The organism is Stenotrophomonas maltophilia group sp. P373, from assembly GCF_053295075.1.
On record NZ_CM129994.1, the window covers coordinates 4,390,001 to 4,411,661 of the forward strand.

The following is a 21,661-nucleotide window of genomic DNA, read 5'->3' on the forward strand; positions in this document are numbered from 1 at the left end:
CCCGCCACTGCGGCGCCGACGGTGCTCAACACTACCGAGATGACGATGGCGACGAGTGTGGCGACCACGCTGGTGCCGCCGCGTGCGGTCAGTTCGCTGCGCAGCCGTGCGTCATCGCCGCCGCTGACGGCACGGGCCTGGGCGATCAGGCGCTGGCAGTGTGCCAGGTACCAGGTGTTGCCAAAGGTGCCGGTGGTGACGCTGAGCGCGATGGTGATGACCAGCGACACGCCTTCGGGCACATCCAGCAAGGTTTCCACCACGCTGATCAGCAGTAGCAGGCCGACCCACATTGCCGCCAGGCGGTACATCCTGCGGTACATCATCCAGATCGGGCCGAGCAGGAAGGCCGGCCAGTGCCAAGTGCCACTGGCCGTGGCAATGCCCTGATCCAGCCGCCAGCGCTGGCGATAGATCGGGAAGTTGCCGCCGACCACGCTGGCGTACAAGGCCATCTCGCCCTCCAGCCCCGCGGCGGCAGCGGTATCCGGTGCAGCGGCGGGCACTCGATACGGATCGGACGGATCGCCGACACTTGGCGCAACGACCTCAACCGGTGGGGCTGTGTCGATATCCGGAGCCGGCGCCATCTCGATGGGCGTTGAATCCTGTTCCAGCTCCGCCAAGGGGCGCCACGAGGGCATGCCTTCGCGCCACAGCAGCGTGCGTGCCGTCACCGTGCCGTCCTGCTGCAGGCGACGCAGGGCGGCCAGGTCCACCGGTCCTTCGCTCTGCCTGCTGTTGGCGTACCACCACTGTGCTTCCTGCATGAAAACGTCCTTGCTGCGTTGATTCGTTACCGGGTGACCGGTGTCCACGGTGCCGCTGACAATGTCTGAGACAGCACATGGCTGCCACCCGGCGGCAGGGTCACCACGTCGGGCCCGGCGTTGGCCGCTTCCAGGCAGACGTAGTCGCGCCAGCCCTCACCCACATCTGCCATCTTCGCTGCAGCCTCGGCACCGGGATTCCACGCCACCAGCGAGCGACTTCCTTCCGTACGGATGTCGATGCGGCGTTTCAGCACCGGATCGCGCAGGACATAGTGACCCTTGGCCTGCGTGTAGATGCGATCGCTGCGCCCGGGATCACGGGGATCGCGCAACGTCCAGGCGCCCTGCTGCCGACGCGGCGTCGCATAGTTCTCGAACTTGTCCAGATAGTCCAGCCCGTCCACGCCGTCCACCTCCACCGCGCTGGCATCACCCACGCGGAAATAGTTGTGCAGCGCCTGGGTGATGCTGGCATGGGAACTGCCGACGTTCTCGGTGATCAGTCGCTGGGTCAACTGGCGGCCTACGCGCACAGTCATCCGCAGCCGCAGGTCCAGGCTCTGCAGCACCGGGGGTGCCAGCGTGAGCTCGATGCTGCCGTCGTCCAGGCGACGGGCCTGTTGCAGTTCCCACGGCACGGTACGCACGAAACCGTGGGCGGGCACGTCGTTGCCCTGGCCCTGGCGGCCGAAGTACGGCCAGCAGACGGGGCTGCCTCCGCGGATCGGCGTGGGCAGTTCGGCGCGCCGGGGGGACAGCCACATCAGATCCGGCTGGCCCTTGGGCACGAAGGAAAGCAGCTGGCCGCCAAACACACTGACGGCCGCGCTGGCGTCGGCGGTTTCCACCAGCCAGGCATCGAGCCCTTGGTACTGCCCGCTGCGTACACCCTGGATCTGCTGCACGTGGGATCGACTCCGTATGGCCGGCGATTGCACGGCACTGTAGTTGCTGGGAAGCATGAAACGCGTGGGCACCGGCGCAGTGCGCGGCGTGTTCTGCAGAGTGCGAAGGATACGCTGTCCCGCGCGCCCATCTGCGTTGGCCCAGCCCAGGCGCTGCTGCTCGGCCTGGATCGCGCGGCGCGTGGCGGTACCGATCATGCCGTCGGCAGCACCGATGTCGTGGCCGCGGGCCAGCAGCAGGGTCTGCAGCTGGCGGCGCTCATCGCGGCCCAGGCCTGGATCGTCGGTCGGCCAGGCGGTAGCCAACCCGGTGCCGCCACGCAGCTGGTCAGCAAGCGTCGCGATCGCCAGCGCATAGCTTTCGGCAGCGTTGTAGCTGTAGATCGCGTCGTAGTTGCGGAACACCAGCAGCGCCGGGCCGTTGTTGCCGGCCGGCAGCAGCAGGGCCGCGCGCGCATCCGCCGGCAGGTTGGCCGGAGCCAACGCGCTGCCATCCAGCGCGGTCACGCCCTGCGCGCGCCAGTCGGCCAGGGCGCGACGCTGGGTGCGGCCGGCCTGGCTGGCGTTGAAGCCGGCGGGCACACGCACCTCCATGCCCCATGGTTCGCCACTGCGCCAACCGGCACGCTTGAGATAGTTGGCGGTGGAGGCCAGTGCATCGGGAATGCTGCCGACCAGATCGCGGCGGCCATCGCCATCACCGTCCACGGCGATGCGTGCATAGGTGCTGGGCATGAACTGGGTGTGCCCGAAGGCACCGGCCCAGGAGCCGGTGAGCCCCTGTGCCTGCAGGTCGCCGCGGTCGATCAGCGTGAGCAGCGCCAGCAGCTCACCGCGGAAGAAAGGTTGGCGGCGGCCGGCGCACGACAGCGTGGCCAATGACTGCAGCAGCGGGCGCTTGCCGAACACGCGGCCGTAGTCGCTCTCCACGCCCCAGACCGCGACGATGGTGGCCGGATCGACGCCATACTGGGCCGACACACGATCGAGCAGGTCGCGGTGCTGCTGCAGCAGGACGCGACCATCAGCGACGCGCTGGCGATCAACCAGCGCGGCCAGATAGTCCCAGATCGGCGTGGTGAATTCGGGCTGTGCATCGAGCAGGCCGAGCACGCTGGGGTCCGGGGTGAGCCCGGCGGTGATCTCGTTGAAGCGGTCGGCGCCGATGCCCTGGGTCGCGGCGGTGGCCTGCAGGCCCGCCAAGCAGCGGCTGAACGCCGGATCGGTGCTGGCGGCCGAAGCCGCAGGCAGCGTCGGGGTCGACGCAAGGGCGGCCGCCAGGCCGAGCGTGGTCAGAACAGGCATGGCGTCCTCCGTGTTGCCGTTGCACGGCCATCTTAGGGGTAGCGATGCCGCCGAACCTGAAGGGGCACCGGCTGGCCACCACCTCAGGCGCGGCGCAGCAAGCGCAGGCCATAGGCGGGGCTCTCGGCATCCCATCGCTGCGCCACCTGCAGGCCCGCCTGCCGCAACAGCGCGTCGAAGCTGTCATCGGTGTACTTGTGGCTGTACTCGACGCGGATGGGTTCACCGGCGGCGAAGTGGAAAATGCGGCCATCCAGGTGGACGTCCTGTGCCCGCTGGCTGACCAGATCGGTCTCGATGCGCAACCGCGCAGAGCTGTAGCGTGCACGATGACGGAAGCCATCGAGATCGAAGTCGCTGCCGATCTCGCGGTTCAGGCGGGCCAGCAGGTTGAGGGTGAATGCGGCGGTGACGCCCTGCGCATCGTTGTAGGCCGCCTCGATCAACGCCGGGTCCTTGTGCAGGTCGATGCCGACCAGGGCCAGGCCATCACGCCCCATGGTCTGGCGCATCGCGCGCAGCAGCGCGACCGCGTCCTCGCCTTCAAAGTTGCCCAGCGTGGAACCCGGGAAGAACAGCAGCCGTCGCGCGGGTTCGCGTTCGGGCATGGGTACGGCGACGGGACGGGTAAAGTCGGCACAGACCGGCAGCATCTCCACCTCGGGCAGCGCCGGGGCCAGATGGTCGATGCTGGACAGCAGCGCGGCACGCGAGATTTCAATCGGCGTGTAGGCCACCGGGTCGTGCAGGGCGGCCAGCAGCAACGCGGTCTTGCGGCCACTGCCGCTGCCCAGCTCCACCACGTGCAGGTGCGGCCCGACGCTTCGGGCGATGTCCGGCAGTACCCGTGAAAGCAGGGCCAGCTCGGTACGCGTGGGGTAGTACTCGGGAGTATGCGTGATCTGCTCGAACAGGCGCGAGCCGCGTGCATCGTAGAAGTACTTGGACGGCAGCTGGCGGGGCGTGCGCAACAGCCCGGCCACCACGTCGGCAAGGATCTGCTGGCGGCCGGGAGTGAGATCGGTCAGCGCCTGCAGCGCGTCCTGCACCGTACTCATGCGAGATCCCTGGCCAGGCGCAGCCCGGAGAACTGCCAACGCGCCGGGGGCATGAAGAAGTTGCGGTAGCTGGCACGCACGTGGCCACGCGGCGTGGCGCAGCTGCCACCGCGCAGCACCCATTGCCCGCACATGAACTTGCCGTTGTATTCACCGAGGTTGCCGGCGAAAGGGCGAAAGCCCGGATAGGCGCCATACGCGCTGTGGGTCCATTCCCATACATCGCCGAACAGCTGCCGCAGCCCACTGCCCTGCCCCGCCCGAGGGTGCAGCTGATCGTCGTCGGCAAAATGGCCACGCAGGGGCTGCGACGCAGCGGCGGCTTCCCACTCGAACTCGCTGGGCAGGCGCGCACCCGCCCAGCGGGCGCAGGCATCGGCCTCGTAATAGCTGAGGTGGCAGACCGGCGCATGCGGGTCCAGTTCTCGCCAACCGCCGAGGGTGTACTCGCGCTGCAGGGCATCGTCCCAGTACAGCGGGTGCTGCCAGCCCTCGGCTTCGCGCAACGCCCAGCCTTCGCTGAGCCACCAGCGCGGCTCGCGGTAGCCGCCAGCCTCGATGAAGGCGAGGTACTCGCCATTGCTGACGGGACGCTCTGCCAGTGCGTGTGCAGCCAGCAGCACGCGGTGCGGCGGCGATTCGTTGTCGTAGGCGAAGGCGGTGTGCTGCGGCCAGGCTGCGGCGCCAATGGTAATGATGCGTTCGGGTGATTCGATCCAGCCCTGCGCACTGGCAGCGCTGGTGGCAGGCTGCAGGTCCTCACGGTAGGCCGGCTGCAACGGATTGCACCAGAACGCATGCTTGATGTCGGTCAACAGCAGTTCCTGGTGCTGCTGTTCGTGCTGCAGGCCCAACTGCAGGTGCTGCAGCGCCTGCTCATCAAGGTCGCCTGCCGCCAGTCGCGATTGCACCTGTGCATCGACCTGCTGGCGGTAGTCGTGCACCTGCTGCAGCGAGGGCCGCGACAACAGACCGCGTTGCGGCCGCGCGTGCGCCGGACCGATGCTTTTGTAGTAGCTGTTGAAAAGATAGTCCCAGGCTGGATCATGCGCCGGCGCGCTGGCGAATCCTGCCAGCACGAAGCGTTCGAAGAACCAGGTGGTATGGGCCAGGTGCCACTTGCTGGGACTGGCGTCGGCCATGCTCTGCAGCATGGCGTCCTCTGCACTGAGCGGTGCGGCCAACTGCAGGCTGCGGGCACGCACATGTGCGAAGTGGTGGGCGAGGTCGTGCTGCGGGGCAGCGACGGCGGTGGGTACGCTGTCCATGCCTACAGCATCGGCGCAGTGCGGTGAGTGCGACGTCATGGCGGCACACTGCCCCATTCACATGGTTGCGGGCGTACCTTTTCAAAAAGCGCGTGTTCAAGAAGCGGGTGAGGACGCCGCTAACGGCAGTGTTGCGGCCGCATCGTCACCGCACTGGACTTCCTGCGTGCCCCTGCATCCACTCCGCCAGCCTGCGCATTACCTGTTCGTGCTGCCCGCCGTGCTGGTCGTCCTGGTGCTGTGGATGGCACTGGGCACCGAGGATGTGGCCAGCCCGGCCCAACGCATCCTGCCCTGGCTGCTGGCCTGCCTCGGCGCGGGCCTGGCCCTGCTCTACCACCAGATACGCACGTTGTGCCTGCTGCTGGTCGTGGCGGTGGTGTTCGCCCTGCTGCACCGGGACGTCGGGGGCTACCTGCGCAGCGGCCATGTCGACGCCTGGACTCCGTTGCGCTTCCACGCAATCTCGGCCTGGGTGCCGCTGCTGTTTGCCGGGCTGGCAGTGTGGCCGGAACGCGGACGCCGACGCCAGGACCTGCTGCTGCGCAGCGTGGTCTGCGGCGCGGCCCTGGTGATCTTCCTGCTGCTTGCGGCACAACAGCCGCAGGGCATGCACGATCTGCTGTCGAGCCGTCACTGGGCCTGGATTCCCGCCGACTGGAATGCGCTGGCGCAGCTGCCGGCGCTGCTGTTCCTGCTGGCGAGCGCAGCGCTGGGCTGGCAGGCGTGGCGGCATCCGCGGCCACTGCACACGGCGATGCTGCTGGCCCTGCTGTGCCTGTGGTGGATGCTGCCGCGGATCTTCCTGCAGCCGGTACTACTGCCGGCGCTGAGCAGCGCCGCCCTGCTGCTGATGCTGGGCGCGATGCTGCAGGAATCCTTCCACATGGCCTTCCGCGATGAGCTGACCGGCCTGCCCGGGCGACGGGCGTTCAACGAGACCCTGCAGCGGGCGCGCGGCACCTACAGCATCGCGATGGTGGACGTGGACCACTTCAAGTCATTCAACGACACCCACGGCCACGATACCGGCGATGACGTGCTGCGCCTGGTGGGGTCGCGGCTGGCGCGTGTCGGCGACGGTGGCCGAGCGTTCCGCTATGGCGGCGAGGAATTCGCGGTGGTGTTCCTGGACCGCCCGGCGACGGCCTGCATCGAGGCCGTCGAAGCACTGCGGCAGAGCATCGAGGACACCCGCATGCAGCTGCGCGACCGCAGTACCCGCAGCCGTGACGACGAAGCCGGCCGTCAGCAGCGCGGACGCGGCGGCACCGGCCAGGTGGTGCAGGTGACGGTCAGTATCGGGCTGGCCGACAGCCGCGTGGATCCGCGACCGACGGCAGTGCTCAAGGCCGCCGACCAGGCGCTGTACATGGCCAAGGACGGAGGTCGCAACCAGGTCCGCGCGCACGGCGGCCAGCGCCTGCTGGCTGCATCCAGTGCGTAGGGCTCAGACCGCGTCGAGGTAATACCAGCGGCCGTCGATGCGCCGGAATCGGCTGTGCTCGGTCATTCTCACCGCGCTGCCGCCGCCGATGCGGTAGCGCGCGGTGAAGCGCACTTCAGCACTGTCTGCGCCGGTGACCGCGTGGTCGTGCACGGTCAGGCCCAGCCAATGGGTGCGCTGGCCTGGCGCATCGTCCAGCGACAACTCGGCCGGACGCGTATCCGGATGCCAGGTGTGGCGCAGGTAGTCGGCCAGGCCCCGCACATACGCGCTGTAGCGCGAACGCATCAGGTGCTCGGCATCGGGCGCGGCTTCACCGGCATGAAAACGACCACAGCAGGCGGCATAGTCGGCGGGAAGGCCACAGGGGCAGGGCTCAGCGGGTTTTCGGCTCATGCCGGCATTGTCGCCGGGTTGCGGGGATTGATCCACGCGCGGCGGGAGTCACCTGGAGCAGGACAGGCGTATGCTGTCGCGCCCCCACCTTGATTGATCGCCGTGCTGGATCTGGTTCCCCCTGAGTTGTGGTGGCTGGTGGTGATCGCCTTCATCGCCGGTCTTGTGGATGCCGCCGTGGGTGGCGGTGGCCTGGTGCAGCTGCCCGGCCTGTTCACGGTGCTGCCGCAGCAGACGCCGGCGATGCTGTTTGGTACCAACAAGTTCAGTTCGATGTTCGGTACCGGTGCGGCTGCCTGGCGCTATGCGCGCAATGTGCGCTTCCCGTGGAAACCGGTACTGTTCGCGGCCGGCACGGCCTTCATCTTCTCCTTCGCCGGGGCCACTGCGGTAAGCCTGCTGCCCAAGGACGCGGTGCGCCCACTGGTGCTGGTGCTGCTGATCGCGATGCTGGCCTACACGCTGTGGAAGAAGGACTTCGGCGCGTTGCACCGGCCCCAGGAGATCGGCCGCCGTGAACTGGTGATCGCGCTGGCGATCGGTGCGGCGATCGGCTTCTACGACGGCTTCTTCGGGCCGGGCACCGGCAGCTTCCTGATCTTCCTGTTCGTGCGCTTCTTCGGCCTGGATTTCCTGCGCGCCTCGGCGGCGTCGAAGGTGGTGAACCTGGCGACCAACGTGGCGGCTATCTCGTTCTTCGTGCCGACCGGCAACATCCTGTGGTTGTTTGCGCTGCCGATGGCCACAGCCAACATCATCGGCTCGGTGGTGGGCACGCGCCTGGCGCTGAAGGGCGGCACGCCGTTCATCCGCAAGCTGTTCGTGGGGCTGGTGGTGGTGCTGATCGCGCGGATGGCGTGGGATACGTTCCGCGGTTCGTGAATGCGGTTGCCGGCCAGCGGCCGGCACTACCGAACCCCGCCCATGGGTAGTGCCGGCCGCTGGCCGGCATTCCCCTTCAATCGGCCGGGTCAGGCCTCGGCTTCTTCCGGTTCGTTGGCCTGCTGGCGGCTGCGCTCGGGCAGCTTCAGGCGCTTGCCCTCTTCGTCGTACTCGATCAGCAGCACGCCGGAGTCGTGGCGGCCGCTGATTTCGACGAAGCAGGCGCCGCCGATGAACGGTTCCAGCGTCATCACCGACTTCAGCGGGGTGGCAACCACCATCTGGAAGCCGAAGTTGTCGAAGATGTTCATTGCCAGTGCGGTGAACTCGTTGTCGGCCTTGTCGAAGGCCTCGTCGAGCACGACCGCGGCGTAGCTGGGCAGCTGGCTGTCGGCGCCGCCGAGCTGGTAGCGCAGCGCAGCCGCCAGGCAGGTAGTGGCCAGCTTCTGGCGCTGGCCACCGGACTTGCCGGCGCCGCTGCGGTAGATCTCGACCTGCTGGCGCGTTTCCGCATCCAGCTCGACGCCGATGAACTCCACGTGCATGCGCACGTCCAGCACCAGCTCGCGCCAGCGCTTGTCCTCGCCTTCCTGCGAGCCGAGGCGGTTGACCAGCTGGCGCAGCACGGTGAACTGCGACTCGGCCAGCTCGCGCTGCTCGGTCTGCTGCTGCGACAGCACCTCGCGCAGCTGCAGGTGGAACTCAGCGACCTCCGGCAGGCGGCGATCGCTCAGTTCGATAGTCAGCAGCGTGCCACGGTTGAACGGCACCTGCTCCAGGCTGGCGTTCACCTCGTCCAGGCGCTGGCCGATCGACTTGCGGGCCTCTGCGCTGTGGCGCTGCAGGGCCAGCAGGTTGTTCTTGCTCTGGTTCTGCAGCAGGTCGAAGAAGCGCTCTTCGTGCTGTGGCAGGCCGTCGCGTTCCAGCCGTTCGAGGCGTGCGAGGAAGTCCTCGGCCGAGGCCACCGACACGGTGAAGTCGCCCGACTCCTCCGGCCACTGCTGGATGAAGCGACGGAAGCAGCCGATCAGCTGGTTCTCGATGCGGTTGAGGTCCTGCTGCGAGGACGACAACTGCTCGTTCAGCGCGTTGCTGACCTGGCGCATGTGCGCTTCGAGCGTTTCCAGGCTGAGCGGCCCCTGTTCCTGCAGGCGCTCGGCGAGGCCGGCTTCCTGCTCCTGGGCCAGGCTCGGCAGCACCAGTGCGCGGCTCTGCTGGCGTGCGCGGTCAAGGCGATCACGTTCCTTGACCAGCTGGCCGCGCTCGACGCGGACGTCTTCATAGGTGCGGCGGGACTGCTCGATGTCGGCGCGCACGGCGTCGATCTGCTTGGCCAGCTTGGCGAGATCGGCGTTGCCTTCGCGCAGGTCGCGCAGGGTGGCTTCGATATCGCTCAGGCGCTGCTGCGGAGCGGCGATGTCGATCTCGTTCCAGCTGATGCTGACCAGCTCGTGGCAGGCCAGGCGGCGTTCGTTGTCGCGGTCACGCTGCCCGCGCAGGCGCGCGATGTCGGTCTCGCAGCTGGCGATGCGCTTGGCCAGTTCCTGTGCTTCGCGCTCGAAGGCGCCCACCTTGTCGTGGTTGTTGAAGCCGAGGATCCAGCGACGGCGGTCGCCCACCGCACTGCGGTCGTCCTTCTCGAAACGGTCGCCGGGATGCTTGACCTGGCCTTCGCGGGTGATGCCGCGGTCGACGTTGCGCAGCTGCTTGGCATCCACGCATTCGTAGTCGAAGCGCTTGCCCAGCTCGCGGCGCAGCCAGCTTTCGAATACATGCTCGCGCAGTTCAAGCTTGTGCAGCAGCGACTTCGCCGACGGCTCACGGGCGAATGCATCATCGTTGCGGCGCACGCGGTAGTAGGTGAAGCGCATGCCAAGGTGGGTACGGTTCACCCATTCGGCGACGTCGTTGTAATGCTTGTCGTCGACCAGCAGCGACAGCGCGAAGCCACCCAGCACGCGCTCGATGGCACCCTGCCAGCCCTGCTCTTCCGAGCGGACCTGGATCAGTTCGCCGACGAAGGGCAGTGCCGCCTCGGCGATGCCGGTTTCCTCGGCCAGGCGCGCGCGCAGCTTCTGCATCGGCGCCGGGATGTTGGAGGGCGTGCGCTGCATCGCTTCAAGTTCGGCACGGACCTCGCCGAAGCGGCGCTCGTCATCGCGCTTGCCGCCCAGGCGGTCACTGATCGCGTCGTCCAGTGCCGAGGAGGCACGCTGGCGGTCCTGCAGCTCGTTCTGTGCGCGCTCGACCAGTTCGGCGAAGCCATGGGCGTCGTCCGGCAGTTCGGCCCCCAGCTGCTGCGCCGCCTGGCGTGCCTGCTCGCGCTTGGCCTGACGGCGGTCGCGCTCAGCTTCGGCACGACCCTGCTCGCGTTCCAGTTCCTCGATGCGCTCACCGCCCTGCTGGCGGCGCTGCAGCTCCAGTTCGGCCAGGCGCTCGGTGTGATTGTCCAGTGCGGCACGGCGCTGGGCTTCTTCGCCAAGCAGGCCGCGGTCACGCACGTCCATCTCGCGCAGGCGCGCCTCGATCAGCGCCTGGCGCCGGCTTTCGCGGAAGCTGTCAACACCGAGCTTCAGCGCTTCGTCGTCGCCACGACGGCGGTGCATTTCCTTCAGATCGTTGTAGTAGGCGCGCGCCGGCAACAGGGTTTCCACCTGACGGCGGGCAGTGACCACCGCCTGGTGCGCGCCATCAAGCTCGGCGAAGTCGCTGACCAGGCGCTCGGCGGCGTCGAAGGTCTTCGGCGTGTCGAGCATGAAGTCGCGCAGGAAGACGTTGAGGTCGCCCAGGTTCTTCGCCGACTGCGTCTTGTGCAGCAGGCGCAGCGCCATCTCGTTGTCGATGCCGAGCAGGTCGCGGAAACGCTCGGCGTAGCCGGAGAACGTGTCGAAGTGGTGCAGGTCGGGCAGCTTCTGCTTCAGCTTGCGCAGGTCCAGGTCGAAGCCGCCGAGGTCCTTGGCGATGTCGAACGGGCGCTCGGCGATCATGTAGTGCTTGCGCACATCGCCGGCCGAGGTGCCGTTGCCGGAGATCCACAGCAGGCGCACCAGGCTGACCACGCGGCCATCGCCGGCGCGGTATTCCAGCACCAGCGCGGTCCAGGTCGCGCCCTTGCGCAGGTACTGGGTGGCGATTTCGCCGGTGCCGCTGTCCTGCTGGTCGGCCCACGCGCCGCGCACGTACGACACCAGGTTGCGGTCGCGGCCACTGCGCTCGGCTTCACGTGCAGCGGCGTTGAAGTCGACGATGGCCGGTGGCGTCAGCAGCGCGGACATGGCATCGAGCAGGGTCGACTTGCCCGAGCCGGAGCGGCCGACGAACAGGAAGCCGCGCTCGGCGATCGGTACTTCGGTCAGGCCGTTGAAGGTGCCCCAGTTGTGCACCTGCAGGCGGCGCATGCGGAACTGCTGCAGGCGCGGGTCCGGCAGGCCTTCGTTGAACAGGGCGGGAGTGTGCTTGGAGATAGCCATGCGATGGTCGGGTCTCTCAGGCCTCGGCGGCCGGGGTTTCACGCAGCTGGCGGTAGACCGCCGAAAGCTGGGACACGTCTTCGGCGGAGAACAGCAGCTTCAGCGCCGGCGAGACTTCGTGGCGGTCTTCCTGGCCGCTGAGGCGGGTCAGGATGTGGTTGTCCTTCATCTTCTGCACCGCCGATGCGACGCGACGGTTGAAGCCGGCGCGGTCGGTGGACAGGTTCTTTTCGTAGATGGCCAGCGCTTCGGCCATCTCGGCGTCGGCGACCACCGCGCGGTTGCCGCGCGCATCGGCCTCGGCCAGCTGCTGGCGCAGGTACAGCAGCAGCACCGAGTCGATGAAGGTCAGCGGCGAGGTGCGCAGCAGCACCGGCGCATCGACGTCTTCGGTATCGGCCTGGCGGGTGAACGCCACGCCACTGTCGCGGTCGAGCACCAGTTCCAGGAACAGGTCGGCCAGCGACGAGCGGATGGCCGCCTCGCTGCGGATCAGCGCCGGCCACAGCTTGGCGTGGCGCAGCTGGTCGATGCTGGGGCCGATCAGCAGCTGGCACAGCGCACGGCGCGCATCCAGCGGCAGGCGCCCGGTATCGCCGAGGTAGTACACGTCGTTGCCACGGCGGGGCTGCGCCACGGCCGCCACCGGCTCGGCCTCGTAGGCGTCTTCCGCCACGTCGGCCTGCGGTGCGTCGATGGGATCTTCATGCCAGCTCATGGCGTCTCTCCTGGGTGAACCAAACCAGCGGGATGCGGGCGCGACGGATCTGGCCGTCGCCACCACGCCATTGCGCAAGCTCCTGCTCGCCGGCGATCACGTTGCCGAAGCGCGTGCCCAGCGACAGGTAGCCGATGACGCTGCCAAGACCCTGCGGCGCTTCGCGCTGCGAAAGGGCCTGGGCGATGCTGAGCCGCGGCTGCGCATCGAGCAGATCGTGCAGGTCGCGGCGCAGGGTACGGAAGTCGATTTCGGACGAAGCGACCAGATCGCCAACGCTTTCCAGGCTGATCGCGGCTGCGTCGTTGTATTCGACGTTGCCATCGACCTGGGCGCTGCGCGGATCGTGCAGTTTCCATTGCGACCACGAGCGCAGGCGGCTGGTGGTCAGCTGCAGGTCGCGGCCGATGCCGCGTTGTGCGGGGAACTCGTCGCGCAGAGCGAGCGCTTCGGACTGCGCCTGCTTGAGCAGCTGGTTGAGGCGACGCTGTTCCAGATAGCCACGGCTCTGCACGAAGCCGCGCAGGCTGCGCGCGAAGTTCTGCAGCACATCGTGCACCTGGCCACCGCGCTCGAGCATGGTGCTGGTGAAGCCGCGCAGGAAGTTGCGTTCGTTGCGGTCCAGGCGGCGGGCGAAGCCACGCGCCAGCACCGCTTCCAGCGCGGCATCGAGCTGGGCGCTCTGCTCGGCGTCGTTGAGCAGGCGCCAGAAGGCCTGGAAGCTACGCCCGGCATCACTTTCGCCAATCACGTCCACGCCTTCGAACAGCTGCGACAGCACATCGCCGCGCTCGCCCTCGTCGTCGATGATGCGTTCGCGGAACTCGCGGTTGAGCTGCTCGAAGTCGTCGCGCACGCGGCGGAAGTCCTCGGTCAGCTCGTCGGCCAGGCCGATGATCTGGCGCGCACGTTCCAGCGCGCGCTTGCCGTCCAGCGCGATCACACGGCCGGCGCCGACACGGGCGATCTCGGCGTCGATCCGGTCGCGCTCGTCGCGCAGCGCCGACAGGCGGGCGTCCGGATCGGATTCGGTCTGCGCGGCCAGCTGCGAGAGCTGTTCGATGACCAGCGCCAGCCGGCTCTCGGTGGCGGCCACACGGGCCTGCTCGAGGCCGTCGGCAAAGCGGATCGCCTGAAGCGCCGCGGTCGACAGCTCGTACTGCTCCTGGTCGGCGCCCTCGGGCAGGCGGCGTTCCAGCCAGCCCTGGGCCAGCCAGTGTGCGATATAGGCCTGCGCGGTACGCGGCAGCTCGCGCGACAGTTCGTCGCCGTTGAGCTGATCCAGCGCACGCTGCAGGCGCTCGTTGATCACCGACGACGGCAGCGTGCGCTCGCCGTCCATCAGCAGCCCCTGCAGCAGGCCGATGATTTCCGGGGCGTGGTCGGCAGCAAGCAGCTTCCACTGGGGCTGTTCGCGCAGATGGCGGTAACGGGAGATGCGTTCGCGGTGCTTCATGCAGCGAAAGGAGTCATGAGGGCTGGCGGGGGACGAGCAGCCGCCCGCGGCGGCCGCGTGGGCAGCCGTGGGCATGCCGGCCCGCAGAGGCCGGCGGAGTGCGGTCAAGCGGCTCAGCGCTTGCCGCCCACTTCGATGAAGCGCAGGAACTCGGCGCGGGTACGCGCGTCGTCGCGGAAGCTGCCCAGCATCTTGGAGGTGACCATGCTGACGCCGCGCTTGTGGATGCCGCGCGTGGTCATGCATTCATGGGCGCCCTCGACGACCACGCCGACGCCGATCGGCTGCAGCACATCCTGGATGCACTGGGCGATCTGCGCGGTCATCTTCTCCTGTACCTGGAAACGGCGGGCGTAGGCTTCGACGACGCGGGCCAGCTTGCTGATGCCCACCACCTTGCCGGCCGGCAGGTAGCCGACATGCACGCGGCCGATGATCGGCGCCATGTGGTGTTCGCAGTGGCTTTCGTACTCGATGTCGCGCAGGACGATGAGTTCGTCATAGCCTGCCACTTCCTCGAAGGTGCGCTCCATGTAGGCGCGCGGGTCATCGCGGTAACCGCTGAACCAGTCGCCATAGGCTTCGGCGACACGGCGGGGGGTATCCAGCAGGCCTTCGCGGGACGGGTCCTCACCGGCCCAGCGCAGCAGGGTGCGCACGGCATCCTCGGCCTGGTCCTGGGTCACGTCGCCCTGCGGGGCGGCCTTTTCGTTGTTCTTGCTCATTGCGTACAGCGTCCCGAACGGGGGGCGAGCATCGTACCCGACCGGGGGGTGGGTCGTCCTGTAGGGACGGTTCATCGGGGGTGACGCGCGGCGCCGGACTGCTACCGGTTTGGAGCGGGAAGGGCGGCAGGGCAGGACACGCCGTAAACCCGTCCCTGGGGGCTCGGTCGGCGCATCCATGCGCCTCACGGTCCTGCCCTGCCGCCCTTCCCGCTCCCTGACGGTTTCCTGCGGGCGCGGCCGGACCGCCCGAAAGCGGGGTCAAAAGCGGGGGTTCATGGCTTCGGAAGCGGTGTGCCGCCCTGGTGGGTGCGGACCTTGGTCCGCACTGCTTTTGCCCTTAGAGCCAACCCACCGCGCTCGCGGGATGTGGGGTGGGTGGCGGAGGGCCGGGCGGGACAGGGCCGTGAGGCGCATGGATGCGCCGATCGAGCTTACATGGACGTACTTGCAGCGTGCCCTGCCCCGTCCGGCCCTCCGCCACCCCAACCGATAGCCAGCAGGCGCAACGCTTTCCTCAACACACCCACCCATTCAGAAAAACCTATTGATAGGAATGAAATTAGTAGTATCCTATCTATCTCTTATGGACCGACCCCTCGACGAGCGCACCGTGCTGCAGATGCAGCTCAGCTCCGGCCTGCTTTATGCAGGGCGGCAGTGGCAGCGCCTGGCCGACAGCCGGCTCGGCAGCTATGGCATCTCCACCGCCTGCACCATGCCGTTGCTGATGATCGGCCGCTCCGGCGGTGGCATCCGCCAGGTGGCGCTGGCCCAGCAGCTGGGCATGGAGGGTCCTTCCCTGGTACGCCTGCTGGACAAGCTGTGTGCCAGTGGCCTGGTCCGCCGCGAGAGCGACGCCAGCGACCGCCGCGCCAATCTGTTGTGGCTGACCGACGAGGGCCATGCGCTGGTCAGCGAACTGGAAGATCAGTTGATCGGCCTGCGCCAGGACGTGTTCGGCGAGCTTTCCATGGATGAACTGCACGCCGTGCTGAAGGCATGGCGCCTGCTGGCCGAGGCCGCCGACCGCATCACGTAAGAGCGCTGCCCCCGAACACCGCCGCTGCCGTGCACACGCCAGCGGCTTTTGCCCGTTGCTGTTGTTTCGTTGTCCCTCCCCTCCCCCACCTCGTCCCCGCCCCCTACCGATGCCCGGTGAATTCAGTCTCCACGGAGTGTTCGTCCCGACCCTGCTTGGGTTGATGGTGTTGGCCTATCTGGTCAACAGCGGCCTGCACGCGCTGCTGCAGCGTGCCGGCGCCTACCGCCATGTATGGCACCCGGCGCTGTTCAACCTGGCGCTGTACGGGATCGTGCTTGGCCTGCTGTTCCACCTCCTGCGTTGGATGCAATCGTGAACAAGATCGTGAAGAAGACCCTGCCGGTGCTGCTCACCAGCGCAGCCGTGATCGTCGCCCTGCTGGTGCTGCGCCAGCTGTGGGTCTACTACATGGATGAACCCTGGACCCGCGACGCCCACGTCGGCGCCGACGTGGTGCAGGTGGCGCCGGACGTGTCCGGGCTGGTGGAAACGGTGAACGTGGCCGACAACCAGTCGGTGAAGAAGGGCGACCTGCTGTTCGTCGTCGATCGCGCCCGCTACCGCATCGCGCTGGAGCAGGCCAAGGCCAGCCTGGCCGAGCGCCAGGCCTCGGTGGCACAGCTGCGCCGCGAGATCGGCCGCGACCGCAGCCTGCAGGACCTGGTCGCCGCCGAGGACGCCGAGGTGCGCCGCGCCAAGCTGCAGGCCGCACAGGCGGCGCTGGCCACCGCACAGGCTGCGGTCGACCTGGCCGAGCTCAACCTCGGCCGCACCGAGGTGCGCGCCTCAGCCGATGGCCGGGTCAGTGACCGCACGATGCGCGTGGGCGATTACGTGGTGGCCGGCAAGCCGGTGCTGGCGCTGCTGGATACCGGCTCGTTCCGCATCGATGGCTATTTCGAGGAGACCCGGCTGCGCGGCGTGGCGCCGGGGCAGCGCGTGGACATCCGCCTGATGGGCGAATCGGCACCGCTGCACGGCCATGTCGAGAGCATCGCCGCCGGTATCGAGGACCGCTACCGCAGCAACGGCAGCACCCTGCTGCCGAACGTGACCCCGGCCTTCGACTGGGTGCGGCTGGCGCAGCGCATCCCGGTGCGCATCGCCATCGACGAAGTGCCCAAGGGCGTGGAACTGATCGCCGGGCGCACCGCCACGGTGACCGTGGACACCGGCCACCATCCGCACAACGGCAAGGCCGGCACTTCGCCGACACAGGCGGGCCTGTGAACGCCGCCCTGCCCCGTCTCGGCCTGATCGTCGCACTGGCCAGCCTGGCCGCGTGCAAAACCGTCGGCCCGGACTATGCACTGCCGGAAGGCTCGGCGTTCAAGCGCCCGCAGGCCAATGCGGCCTTCATCGATACGCAGAACCCGCAGATTGCCGCCAACCAGGCGCTGCCCGACCGCTGGTGGTCGCTGTACAACGACCCGGTGCTGGACGGGCTGATCACCCAGGCACTGCGTGACAACGTGGAACTGAAGGCCGCCGATGCGCACCTGCGCCGCGCTGCCGCCGTGTACGAACAGGCGCTGGACGCGGGCGGCTTCGAGTACGAGGCCGAGGCCGGCGTCAGCCGCGCGCAGTTGTCGGCCGAATCGTTCCTGCAGGAGCACGAGCTGCCGGTGATCAACCTGGCCGATGGCAAGTTCGCGGTCAGCTACCAGTTCGACCTGTTCGGCAAGCTCAAGCGCGGCGCCGAAGCGGCGCGAGCCGACGAACAGTCGGTTGCCGCAGCACGTGACCTGGCCCAGGTCAGCGTGGTCGCGCAGGTGGCCGACAGCTACCTGGAGATCTGCCACGCCAACCACGAGCTGCACGTGGCCGAGCATTCGCTGCAGCTGCAGCAGCGCAGCCGCACCGTTACCGAGCGCCTGATCGCCGCCGGCCGCGGCACACCGCCGGAACTGGCCCGGGCCAATGCGCAGGTGGCGCTGCTGGAGGCGGCACTGCCGCCGCTGCGCGCTCAGCGTTCGGCCGCGGCCTATTCGCTGGCCGCACTGCTGGGCCAGACCCCGGGCCAGCTGCCGGCCGGGGTGATCGACTGCGCGCACGCGCCCGGCCTGGCGCAGCCGCTGCCGGTCGGTGATGGCCGTGCGCTGCTGCAGCGCCGCCCGGACGTGCGCCAGGCCGAACGCAAGCTGGCCTCGGCCACGGCGCGGATTGGCGTGGCCACCGCCGAGCTGTATCCGGACATCCGTCTGGGTGCCTCGCTCGGTGCCGCCGGCCTGCTGGAAGACTTCGGCACGCCGATGACCCAGCAGTGGTCGATCGGCCCGCTGATCTCGTGGACACTGCCCTCTTCGGGCACGCATGCCCGCATCCACGCCGCCGAAGCCGGTGCCGACGCGGCCCTGGCCGAGTTCGACCACACCGTGCTGCAGGCACTGCGCGAGACCCAGACCGCGCTGGACCGCTATGCGCAGGACCTGCGCCGGCTGCAATCGCTGCGCGTGGCGCAGGAGCAGGCCGCGCTGGCCGCCGAGCAGAACCGCCGGCTGTACCAGGGTGGCCGCACGCCGTACCTGTCCAGCCTGGATGCCGACCGCAGCCTGGCCAGCAGCGATGCCACCCTGGCCGCTGCCGAAGCACAGGTCTCGCGCGACCAGATCCACCTGTTCCTGGTGCTGGGTGGCGGCTGGCAGGCATCGGTTGCCCCGGCTGCACCGTCCACCGCACAGGCCACGGCGAAGTAAGCCATGAACGCGCTGACCGATCGCCAGGCCTGGCTGTTCTCGATCAAGACCTACCTGGCCGCGGTGGCCGCGCTGTACATCGCCATGGCCGGCAACCTGTCGCGCCCATACTGGGCGATGGGCACGGTGTACATCGTCAGCCAGCCGCTGCTGGGCCCGACCCGCGCCAAGGGCGTGTACCGCATTGTCGGCACCCTGGTGGCCGGGCTGGCCACGCTGCTGGTACTGCCGGCGCTGGTGGAAACCCCGCTGGTGCTGAGTGCGGCGATGTCGATCTGGCTGGCCGGTTGCCTGTTCATGGCCCTGCTCAATCGCGGCCCTCGCGGCTACGCGTTCCTGCTGGCCGGCTACACCACCGCCTTCATCGGCTTCCCGGCGGTAACTTCGCCGGAGACCATCTTCGACACCGTGGTGGCGCGCAGCGAGGAGATCATCCTCGGCACGGTGGTGGCCGTGCTGTTCGCCTCGCTGTTGTTCCCGGCCTCGGTGCGGCCGATGCTGCGCGCCCGGATCGGCAACTGGATGGAGGACGCTGCGCAGTGGTGCCGGCAGATCCTTGAGCGTGGCCGCGCGCATGCGCCGCGCAACCGGCTGGCTGCCGACCTGGTGCAGTTCGAGGCACTGATCGAGTTCCTGCGCCGCGACGATCCACGCCATGCCGGGTCTGCGGTGTCGATGGAGCGGCTGCGCGAGCGCATGCTGTTGCTGTTGCCGGTGTTGTCGTCGATCGCCGATCGCCTGAGCGCGCTGCGCAGCGATGGGCAGGCCCTGCCGGATGGGCTGCCGGCGCTGGTCGACGACATCCGCGAGTGGCTGGATGGCCCGACCAACGCCAGCGAGTACGCGCGGCTGCGCGCGCGCATCAGCGCGCTGAAGCCGCAGGTGGACCGCGACCTGCAGCACCTGCAGCTGGCCAGCCTGCTGCTGCGCCTGGAAGAACTGGTGGACCTGTGGCAGGACTGCCGCACCCTGCAGCACGCGATCGACCAGGGCACGGCGCCGTTGGATCGCGCGCACTACCGCATCCGCACCGAACGCGTGGCCGCCGACAAGCACGTCGACTACGGCATGGCGCTGTTCTCCGCGCTCAGTGCCGGCGTAGCGCTGATGAGCTACTGCGTGCTGTGGATCGCGCTGGGCTGGGAAGGCGGCGGCAACGGCGCGATGATGGCGGCGGTGACGGCCGCATTTTTCGCCGCACAGGACGATCCGGCCCCCAGCATGGTGCAGTTCCTGGTGTGGGCGATGGTCGCCTCGGTGGTGGCGGGCGTGTACCTGTTCGGCGTGTTCCCAGCCGTGCACGACTTCGGCCTGCTGGCGCTTGTGCTGGCGGTGGCCTTCCTGCCGCTGGGACTGCTGCTTCATCATCCCAAGAGTGCGCTGTTCGCGCTGCCGCTGACAGTCAATCTGGCTGCGTTGCTGAGCCTTCAGAACACCTACAGCGCCAACATCCAGACCTTCCTCAATTCGTCGATCGCGATGTTCATCGGCATTGGCTTTGCAGTGGTGATGACCCGCCTGTTCCGTTCGGTAGGTGCCGAGTGGACCGCGCGCCGGCTGGTGCGGCAGGGCTGGACCACGCTGGCCGAAGCCGCCGAAGGACGTGGCCAGCAGGATCGGCAGCGCTTTGCCGCACGCATGCTCGACCTGCTGGGCCTGCTCGCACCGCGCCTGGCAGCGACGCCGGAGGGCAGCGACATTGCCTCGGTGGACATGCTCAACGAGGCGCGCATCGGCCTGAACATCCTGCAGCTGCGTCGTGCACGGCTGGAACTGCCCGAGCGCAGCCGCGAAGCCGTCGAGCACATCCTGGAAGAGATCGCTGGGCACTACCGGCGGCAGATCGCGGCGCGCAAGCCGATTGCTGCAGACCAGGCGCTGCGCGAGCGGCTGGATACCTCGCTGGGCCGAGTTGGCAGCGTGGCGGCGTGCAAGGCCCGCGACGAGGCGCTGATGGGCCTGGTCGGCCTGCGCTTCGCGCTGTTCCCGGAGGCCAAGGCGTTGGCGCCGGGCCTGGCCATGGACACGGCGACGCAGCCGTAGCGCGCTACCCTGTGCGTCCACAGACCCCGTTGCCGGGGTCGGATCCTTCGCCGCGGGCGAAGGCTCTGACCCCTGCTCTGCACAGGAAGCTCCAATGAGTTACGACATGATGGTGTTCGAGGCCAGCACCGCCCCACGCGAGGCGGCAGCCTTCATCGCCTGGTTCGAAAAGCAGACGCAGTGGAACGAGCGCCACGAGTACGACGACCCGGCCGTCAGCAGCCCGGCGCTGCAAGCGTGGTTTACGGAGATGGCGCAGGAATTCCCGCCGTTGAACGGACCACTGAGCAACGACGATGACGACCGCGCCGAGGTGACCGAGTACAGCATCGGCCGGCAGGTGATCTACGGCGCGTTCGCCTACTCGGTGGCCGAGCGCGCGCACGGGCGGGTGCAGGATCTGGCCGAGAAGCACGGCGTGGGCTTCTTCGACGTGAGTGCGGATGAAGCGGCGATCGTGTATCCGGATGGGCTGGTGCTGATCGCGGAATGAAGGCGGCGGCGGGGCTGCGCCCTGCACCTGCCTAATCAACTTCAACGGCAACGTCAAAGGCTGGCATTCCGTGGGATGGCGGGGTAGGTCCGGTTGAGGGGGACGCCGTAAACCCATCCATGGGGGCTTGGTCGCGGCATCCATGCCGCTCACACCCCCTCAACCGGACCCACCCCGCCTTCGACAGATCTCCGCAATCTGTCTGGATGGCATGGCCTGCTCTTGGTAGGTGTCGACCTTGGTCGACACGTAGAACCACGCCATGCGTGGATGAACGCCGAAATGATCGAAGTACGCTGTTGTAGAGTCGAGCCATGCTCGACTGATATTGGCTAGCGATTCAGGAACAGATCAACCGCTTCATCAGCCTCGTAAGCAGTTATCTGCCCAAGCATCCGCGCGACCCCCGTGTTCTCATGGGCCAGGGCAAGCGCTGTCAGCAACGCTGAACTCATACTCTTGTCATGTTTATCGAGGATTACGCTTGCGGCGAAGCATGCAAGGTTCTGGAGCGCTTCTGAGTACTGAGGCTCCACGGATTCAGGAATTGAGATTCCAGCCTCCCTCCGCTCGACTTCGATCTTGACCGGCAGCCCAACAAAGTCAAACATCAAGAGCTCTGGCTGCTGCAGAAGCACGTCAACAATATGCGGCACCGCTGCAAACGAAGCGCTGTAGACATCCCCTTGATGGCACAAGCTGCTCCACAATTCCTCCCAGGTGTCTTCAATCGAATCGTCTTCCGATCTTTCACCCTTCGGAATACTCAGATTGGCGAGCAGCTCCGGAATGTCATCCGCTGCACCGTATGCGTGCTGCAGTTCGGCCCAGCGTGGGTCATCCAGGGCAATAAGCGCCATGTGCTGGTTCCTGTGTCGTGGGGTAGCAACGCAGGATAGGTAGCGCCGGCGGCGTCATCAAAGGGCAAATGCGACATCGGGGCGATGGGGTCAGAGCCCGTTCCCGATGGGAACGGGATCC

General features: G+C 67.9%; 18 protein-coding genes (1 of these 18 only partly in view). 8 read left to right on the top strand and 10 right to left on the bottom strand.

Features of this window, described 5'->3' with window-relative positions; genetic code table 11:
• The 4 genes from ACSYHF_RS20310 to egtB all read right to left on the bottom strand — a co-directional run.
• Positions 1 to 770, bottom strand: partial view of a DUF2628 domain-containing protein gene (locus tag ACSYHF_RS20310; RefSeq protein WP_005421320.1) — the 5' portion only. It extends 4 nt beyond the left edge of the window; the window shows 770 of its 774 coding nt (coding positions 1-770); the start codon lies at positions 768 to 770; its stop codon lies beyond the left edge, outside the window.
• A 26-nt stretch (positions 771 to 796) separates the two neighbouring features.
• The gene (locus ACSYHF_RS20315) at positions 797 to 2,983 is read right to left on the bottom strand and encodes a lytic murein transglycosylase (RefSeq protein WP_262221902.1); all 2,187 of its coding nucleotides are present in this window, start codon (positions 2,981 to 2,983) and stop codon (positions 797 to 799) included.
• 83 nt (positions 2,984 to 3,066) lie between these two features.
• The gene (gene egtD / locus ACSYHF_RS20320) at positions 3,067 to 4,041 is read right to left on the bottom strand and encodes an L-histidine N(alpha)-methyltransferase (protein ID WP_005421314.1); all 975 of its coding nucleotides are present in this window, start codon (positions 4,039 to 4,041) and stop codon (positions 3,067 to 3,069) included.
• On the bottom strand, positions 4,038 to 5,309 hold the full coding sequence (gene egtB, locus ACSYHF_RS20325; RefSeq protein ID WP_262221903.1) for an ergothioneine biosynthesis protein EgtB: 1,272 nt from the start codon (positions 5,307 to 5,309) through the stop codon (positions 4,038 to 4,040). The genes egtD and egtB overlap by 4 nt, the downstream gene beginning before the upstream one ends.
• A 166-nt stretch (positions 5,310 to 5,475) precedes the next feature.
• On the opposite strand from egtB, the gene ACSYHF_RS20330 reads away from it, so the two are divergent.
• Positions 5,476 to 6,756, top strand: coding sequence for a GGDEF domain-containing protein (locus ACSYHF_RS20330; protein WP_262221906.1), 1,281 nt, complete (start codon positions 5,476 to 5,478; stop codon positions 6,754 to 6,756).
• Positions 6,757 to 6,759: 3 nt separating this feature from the next.
• Here ACSYHF_RS20330 and ACSYHF_RS20335 read toward each other — a convergent pair whose 3' ends face one another.
• Positions 6,760 to 7,152 (bottom strand): YchJ family protein, encoded by a 393-nt coding sequence (locus ACSYHF_RS20335; RefSeq protein ID WP_053496751.1) that lies wholly within the window; start codon positions 7,150 to 7,152, stop codon positions 6,760 to 6,762.
• A 102-nt stretch (positions 7,153 to 7,254) separates the two neighbouring features.
• Between ACSYHF_RS20335 and ACSYHF_RS20340 the strand changes: the two genes are divergently transcribed.
• Positions 7,255 to 8,034, top strand: a complete 780-nt coding sequence (locus tag ACSYHF_RS20340; RefSeq protein ID WP_053496761.1) for a sulfite exporter TauE/SafE family protein — start codon at positions 7,255 to 7,257, stop codon at positions 8,032 to 8,034.
• 89 nt (positions 8,035 to 8,123) lie between these two features.
• On the opposite strand, the gene ACSYHF_RS20345 is transcribed toward ACSYHF_RS20340, so the two are convergent.
• The 4 genes from ACSYHF_RS20345 to folE all read right to left on the bottom strand — a co-directional run bounded on the left by ACSYHF_RS20345 (position 8,124) and on the right by folE (position 14,403).
• Positions 8,124 to 11,504 (bottom strand): ATP-binding protein, encoded by a 3,381-nt coding sequence (locus ACSYHF_RS20345; protein ID WP_053496750.1) that lies wholly within the window; start codon positions 11,502 to 11,504, stop codon positions 8,124 to 8,126.
• Positions 11,505 to 11,520: 16 nt separating this feature from the next.
• Positions 11,521 to 12,222: a DUF4194 domain-containing protein gene (locus ACSYHF_RS20350; protein WP_005421303.1), complete on the bottom strand. Its 702-nt coding sequence runs from the start codon at positions 12,220 to 12,222 to the stop codon at positions 11,521 to 11,523.
• Positions 12,209 to 13,678 (bottom strand): DUF3375 domain-containing protein, encoded by a 1,470-nt coding sequence (locus ACSYHF_RS20355; protein WP_447575971.1) that lies wholly within the window; start codon positions 13,676 to 13,678, stop codon positions 12,209 to 12,211. The genes ACSYHF_RS20350 and ACSYHF_RS20355 overlap by 14 nt, the downstream gene beginning before the upstream one ends.
• A gap of 113 nt (positions 13,679 to 13,791) precedes the next feature.
• A complete protein-coding gene (gene folE / locus ACSYHF_RS20360) occupies positions 13,792 to 14,403 on the bottom strand; it encodes a GTP cyclohydrolase I FolE (protein ID WP_004141296.1) in 612 nt (203 codons plus the stop codon).
• A 586-nt stretch (positions 14,404 to 14,989) separates the two neighbouring features.
• On the opposite strand from folE, the gene ACSYHF_RS20365 reads away from it, so the two are divergent.
• The 6 genes from ACSYHF_RS20365 to ACSYHF_RS20390 all read left to right on the top strand — a co-directional run bounded on the left by ACSYHF_RS20365 (position 14,990) and on the right by ACSYHF_RS20390 (position 20,680).
• Positions 14,990 to 15,445 carry a MarR family winged helix-turn-helix transcriptional regulator gene (locus ACSYHF_RS20365; protein WP_005421298.1) on the top strand — a complete coding sequence of 152 codons (456 nt, stop codon included), beginning with the start codon at positions 14,990 to 14,992 and terminating at the stop codon, positions 15,443 to 15,445.
• A gap of 109 nt (positions 15,446 to 15,554) precedes the next feature.
• Positions 15,555 to 15,764: a DUF1656 domain-containing protein gene (locus ACSYHF_RS20370; protein WP_025875651.1), complete on the top strand. Its 210-nt coding sequence runs from the start codon at positions 15,555 to 15,557 to the stop codon at positions 15,762 to 15,764.
• Positions 15,761 to 16,678: an efflux RND transporter periplasmic adaptor subunit gene (locus ACSYHF_RS20375; protein WP_005421294.1), complete on the top strand. Its 918-nt coding sequence runs from the start codon at positions 15,761 to 15,763 to the stop codon at positions 16,676 to 16,678. The genes ACSYHF_RS20370 and ACSYHF_RS20375 overlap by 4 nt, the downstream gene beginning before the upstream one ends.
• Positions 16,675 to 18,144, top strand: a complete 1,470-nt coding sequence (locus tag ACSYHF_RS20380; protein WP_447575972.1) for an efflux transporter outer membrane subunit — start codon at positions 16,675 to 16,677, stop codon at positions 18,142 to 18,144. The genes ACSYHF_RS20375 and ACSYHF_RS20380 overlap by 4 nt, the downstream gene beginning before the upstream one ends.
• Before the next feature lie 3 nt (positions 18,145 to 18,147).
• Positions 18,148 to 20,187 carry an FUSC family protein gene (locus ACSYHF_RS20385; protein WP_065197173.1) on the top strand — a complete coding sequence of 680 codons (2,040 nt, stop codon included), beginning with the start codon at positions 18,148 to 18,150 and terminating at the stop codon, positions 20,185 to 20,187.
• 94 nt (positions 20,188 to 20,281) lie between these two features.
• A complete protein-coding gene (locus ACSYHF_RS20390) occupies positions 20,282 to 20,680 on the top strand; it encodes a hypothetical protein (RefSeq protein WP_134956183.1) in 399 nt (132 codons plus the stop codon).
• Between the two features lie 332 nt (positions 20,681 to 21,012).
• On the opposite strand, the gene ACSYHF_RS20395 is transcribed toward ACSYHF_RS20390, so the two are convergent.
• Positions 21,013 to 21,540, bottom strand: a complete 528-nt coding sequence (locus tag ACSYHF_RS20395; RefSeq protein WP_111099174.1) for a hypothetical protein — start codon at positions 21,538 to 21,540, stop codon at positions 21,013 to 21,015.
• Positions 21,541 to 21,661 lie beyond the last annotated feature (121 nt).